Origin of the sequence: Falsiroseomonas oryzae, from assembly GCF_027856955.1 — a bacterium.
Classification (GTDB): Bacteria; Pseudomonadota; Alphaproteobacteria; order Acetobacterales; family Acetobacteraceae; genus Falsiroseomonas; species Falsiroseomonas oryzae.
Genome location: NZ_JAPSMD010000453.1, coordinates 1 through 4,222, shown reverse-complemented (window position 1 = coordinate 4,222; position 4,222 = coordinate 1). Strand labels below are relative to the sequence as shown.

At 71.0% G+C, this 4,222-nt stretch carries 5 protein-coding genes; 3 read left to right on the top strand and 2 right to left on the bottom strand.

Annotation, left to right across the window (positions count from 1 at the left end):
• Positions 1-116: 116 nt before the first annotated feature.
• Positions 117-248 (top strand): hypothetical protein, encoded by a 132-nt coding sequence (locus OZN99_RS26810; RefSeq protein WP_270938291.1) that lies wholly within the window; start codon positions 117-119, stop codon positions 246-248.
• A gap of 17 nt (positions 249-265) precedes the next feature.
• Here the strand turns inward: OZN99_RS26810 and OZN99_RS26805 are convergent, their stop codons facing one another.
• Entirely contained in the window at positions 266-922 is a 657-nt protein-coding gene (locus tag OZN99_RS26805; protein WP_270938290.1) for a DUF2272 domain-containing protein, read from the bottom strand.
• Positions 923-1,120: 198 nt separating this feature from the next.
• On the opposite strand from OZN99_RS26805, the gene parE reads away from it, so the two are divergent.
• Together parE and OZN99_RS26795 are read left to right on the top strand one after the other, a co-directional pair.
• Positions 1,121-3,130, top strand: coding sequence for a DNA topoisomerase IV subunit B (gene parE / locus OZN99_RS26800; protein WP_270938289.1), 2,010 nt, complete (start codon positions 1,121-1,123; stop codon positions 3,128-3,130).
• A 176-nt stretch (positions 3,131-3,306) separates the two neighbouring features.
• On the top strand, positions 3,307-3,666 hold the full coding sequence (locus tag OZN99_RS26795) for a hypothetical protein (protein WP_270938288.1): 360 nt from the start codon (positions 3,307-3,309) through the stop codon (positions 3,664-3,666).
• Between the two features lie 43 nt (positions 3,667-3,709).
• Here the strand turns inward: OZN99_RS26795 and OZN99_RS26790 are convergent.
• Positions 3,710-4,222, bottom strand: a 513-nt coding sequence (locus tag OZN99_RS26790; protein ID WP_270938287.1) for a hypothetical protein, incomplete at its 5' end; no start/stop codon positions are given.

The following is a 4,222-nucleotide window of genomic DNA, read 5'->3' as shown; positions in this document are numbered from 1 at the left end:
ATGCGAATGGCGCTTCAACTACGCCCCACCCCGCCGTCTGCTCTCCACCCTCGCCAACTGGACTGGCCTAGGACAAGCTTCAGAACCCCAGTCCTAGCCTTAGCTAGGTCAGCCCCTTGTCCGAAACGATCCTGCTGCACGCGCGATTCCTGCGCGTGGACGCCCTCTGGCCCACCCTGCTGCCTTACCTGCGCGGCCTGCACCGACGGATGGAGGGCGACCGCCGGCGCTGGCGGCTCACGGCATAGGCGGCGCGGCGCACCGGCTAGCCGTCCATATGCCGGATCAGGCAGATGTACGGCCCGGACACCACGCGGCCGACGCTGCTGAACTTGAACGGTCGGCGCGGCGGGAAGCCGTCCGCATCGAGCTTGACCTTCTCGGCCTTCAGCGTGTCGCTGACATTGCCACCGACCACGGTGAGCTGCCCGCCCGCGCTGGCGGTCACCACGTCGAAATGGCTGAAATAGGTCTCCGGCCCGCGCGGGGCGCGCGCCGCGCGCAGCGCATCCTCGTAGCCGCCCACCGCGGCCACGCGCGTGTAGCCGAGCAGGTCGCCCGGCTTCGGCTTCTCGGCCCCCGCCCCGTTCGGCGGCAGGCCGTGGAAGGCCGGCGCGGGCACGTTGTTGAAGTCGTTCAGGATCGCATGGCCCGCATAGACCGAGTGCGAGGCGGAGAAGACGAAGCGCGCGCGGCTGCCCGAGGCAGCCAGCGCCCGGCGCACGACGAAGGAGATGAAGGCGGCCGACCAGGCCTCCCGCCTGTCGATCATCTGGTCGGCCCGGCTCCGGCTGAGTCCGGCTCCCTCGATCCAGTACTCTGCCAGAAGCGGGCGGACGGCGGGATCGGTCTCGTGCCTGCCGCCGAAGCGCTGGTGTTCGGCATTCGCGGCGCTGACGAGGGCATGGGCGAAGCTCGGCATCGGTTCCTCCACGGGTCGGCCGCGCCATCCTGGCGGCCACGGGCAGAGGCTCGTGCCGCAGGGCTTCGCCCATCAAGCGAAATGGGCAGATACGGCAACGAAGCTTTCCCGAAAGCCGACGCTTCCGCCGACTCGCCCCGTCTTGGTTGTGTGCGCCCGACCCGCTGGCTATCTTGGGCCGGAAAGCGAGAACACAGCATGAACGACCTGTTCGGACGCGGCGGCGGCCGCCGATCCGCGCTGAAGCCGGCCGCGCCCGCGATCAGCACCGGCGCCTCCGACTACTCGGCCAAGGACATCGAGGTCCTGGAGGGGCTGGAGCCCGTGCGCCGTCGTCCCGGCATGTATATCGGCGGCACCGACGAGAACGCGCTGCACCACCTGGCCGCCGAGATCCTGGACAACGCCATGGACGAGGCGGTGGCCGGCCATGCCGACTTCATCGAGGTGACGCTGGAGCAGGACAACTGGCTGACCGTCCGCGACAACGGGCGGGGGATCCCGGTGGACCCGCACCCCAAGTTCCCGAAGCTCTCCGCGCTGGAGGTCATCCTCACCACGCTGCATTCGGGCGGCAAGTTCAGCGGCAAGGCCTATGACACCTCGGGCGGGCTGCACGGCGTCGGCAGCAGCGTGGTGAACGCGCTCTCCGAACGCATGGAGGTGGAGGTCGCGCGCGACCGCACCCTGTTCGCCCATGCCTTCGAGCGCGGGAAGCCCGTGCAGAAGCTCAAGAACCTCGGCGCCATCCACAACCGCCGCGGCACCACCGTGCGCTTCAGGCCGGACCCCGAGATCTTCGGCAGGCAGCACTTCGCGCCGGCGCGGCTCTACCGCCTCTGCCGCTCCAAGGCGTATCTGTTCAAGGGCGTCGAGATCCGCTGGCGCTGCGACCCGAAGCTGGTCGAAGGCACCGACACGCCCGCGGATGCCGTGCTGCATTTCGAGCGCGGCCTGGTGGACTTCCTCGCCGCCGCGATCGAGGGCCGCAGCACCGTCGTGCCCGCGCCCTTCGAGGGCACGCTCGCCTTCCCCGACAATGCCGGCCGCTGCGAGCTGGCGCTGACCTGGCTGGAGCAGGGCGACGGCTTCCTCAACACCTACGCCAACACCATCCCGACGCCGCAGGGCGGCACGCATGAGGCCGGGCTGCGCAGCGCGCTGGTGAAGGGCCTGCGCGCCTATGGCGAGCTGAAGAAGGACCGGCGCGCCGGCAACGTCACCGCCGAGGACCTGTTCGGCGGCATGGCCGGCATGCTCTCCGTCTTCATCCGCGACCCGCAGTTCCAGGGCCAGACCAAGGACCGCCTGACCAGCCCGGAAGCCGCGCGCCTGGTGGAAGCCGCGCTGCGCGACCATTTCGACCACTGGCTCGCCGGCGACCCGACCACCGCCGACAACCTCCTCGCCTGGGCGGTGGAGCGCGCGGAAGAACGGATCAGGCGCAAGGAGCAGAAGGACACGCCGCGCAAGACGGCGACGCGCAAGCTGCGCCTGCCCGGCAAGCTCGCCGACTGCTCGCGCGAATCGGCCGAGGGGACGGAGCTGTTCCTGGTGGAGGGCGACAGCGCCGGCGGCAGCGCCAAGCAGGCGCGCGACCGGGAGACACAGGCGGTACTGCCGCTGCGCGGCAAGATCCTCAACGTCGCCAGCGCCTCCGCCGACAAGCTGCGCGCCAACCAGGAGCTGAAGGACCTGATCGAGGCGCTGGGCTGCGGCGTCGGCGAGCGCTTCGACATCGCCCGCCTGCGCTACGGCCGCGTGGTGATCATGACCGACGCCGACGTGGACGGCGCGCATATCGCCGCCCTGCTGATGACCTTCTTCTACAAGGAGCTGCCGGAGCTGGTGCGCCAGGGCCGCGTCCACCTGGCACAGCCGCCGCTCTACCGCCTGCAGGCCGCCGGCAAGACGGTCTATGCGCGCGACGACGCCGACAAGGACCGCCTCATCAAGCGGGAGTTCAAGGCGAACCAGAAGGTGGACGTCTCCCGCTTCAAGGGCCTCGGCGAGATGCCGCCGGCCTCGCTGAAGGAGACGACGATGGACCCGAAGCGACGCACGCTGCTGAAGGTGGTGCTGCCGCCGGAGGAGCGCGCCCGCACCAGCGAGCTGATCGAGGCGCTGATGGGACGCCGCCCGGAGCTGCGCTTCCGCTTCATCCAGGACAATGCGGCCAAGCTGGACCAGGAGGCCGTGGACGCCTGATCGCGCGGTCTCTCGCGGAGGTGATGGGCGGCCGCCCTCCGCACTTGCGGCAGATCAATCAGCCAGCCAGCAAACCGGAGAACATAGATCATCCTTCGGGCCAATCCTTGATCTGGATCAAGGCGCAACCCGACGCAGCCCGACATCCCGCCGGGCCGCCGTTCATGGAGGTCGCCATGGCCGCGATCGCGCTCGGCAACCCGCTCCTGCGCTACTGGCACGGCGAAGGGACGCTCGCCCCGCTCTACTGGGGCTGGGGCGTCGCCGGCAGCATCCTCCTCGCCATCCTGGTCGCCGGCCCGCCACTCGCCGGCCTCGGCGGGCTGCGCTGGGCGCTCGCCGGCATCTGCGTGGGCGCCGTCTACACCCTCTGGATCCTCGTCTCGATCTGGCGCTGCGCCGAGAACATCGACCGCCCCGTCATCCTCGGCATCCCGCGCGACGCCTGGACCTGGCTCGCCCGCGTGCTGACCTTCGGCTGGGCGATCAACGCCGCGGGCATGAGCGTCATGCTGCTGCAGTCGCTGATGTATTGAACCTTCGGCGCGGGCCGGCACCCGCCGGAGGCGGCCGGGCGGGTCAGGCCCCGCGGGCGCGCTGCGTGACCTCGACCACGAAGGGCAGCGGATCCACCGGCCGCACCTGACGCAGCGGAGAGGTCACCTGCACCTTCACGAAGCGCCCGGCCGCGGCGCCCAGGCAGACAAGCGTGCGCACCTCCTGCCGGCCATAGGTGCCTTCCAGCCGCGCGCAGTCCAGCGGCGCGCCGCCCGGCACGGGCAACTGGCTGCGCTCGCGTTCGGCGATTGTCTGGCTGGTGCGCGTGCCCGCCAGCGCGACCACCTCGCTCACCGCATTGGTGAATTCCTGCGCGACCCGCGGGTCGCGTTCCGCCACCGGGCCGGCGCCGCGGTCGTACAGGCTGACCGTCGCCACCGCCGCGCGCGCCGGGCCGGCATAGTCCACCGTCACGCCGAGCCCCGGCCGCTCACGCTCGTGCCACACCGCGCTGCCGCGGGTGAAACCGGCGACGGAGGCAGGCAGACGCGCGGCGGCCGCCTCCAGCGGCGGCGTCACGCCGGACTGCCCGCC